The organism is Citrobacter sp. TBCS-14 (assembly GCF_005280805.1).
GTDB classification, from domain to species: Bacteria; Pseudomonadota; Gammaproteobacteria; order Enterobacterales; family Enterobacteriaceae; genus Citrobacter; species Citrobacter gillenii.
On the sequence record NZ_SZWM01001058.1, the window covers coordinates 1 to 247 of the forward strand.

Annotated in this window: 1 pseudogene; it reads left to right on the forward strand. The window is 57.1% G+C overall.

Features of this window, described 5'->3' with window-relative positions:
* A pseudogene (gene helD / locus FDX22_RS23920) lies at window positions 1–247 on the forward strand (DNA helicase IV); the annotation flags it as partial.

Sequence of the window (247 nt, forward strand, 5' to 3'; positions counted from 1 at the left end):
CTTTCTGATGATAAAGTTGTACGCCTTCACGGCACTGAATGGGCGGAAACCCAACGTTTCCACCATCATCTGAACATCCTCTGGCAGCAGTGGAGCCAGGAGATGAGCGACGTCGCTGCGGGAGTTTTACAGCAACAACTGGATGCGATTGCGGCGCGTACCAGTGATAACAAATGGCTGACGCGCGAACAAACGTCAGGGCTGCAGCAGCAGATCCGCCGTGCCTTTGCCGCGCTCCCGCTCCCGA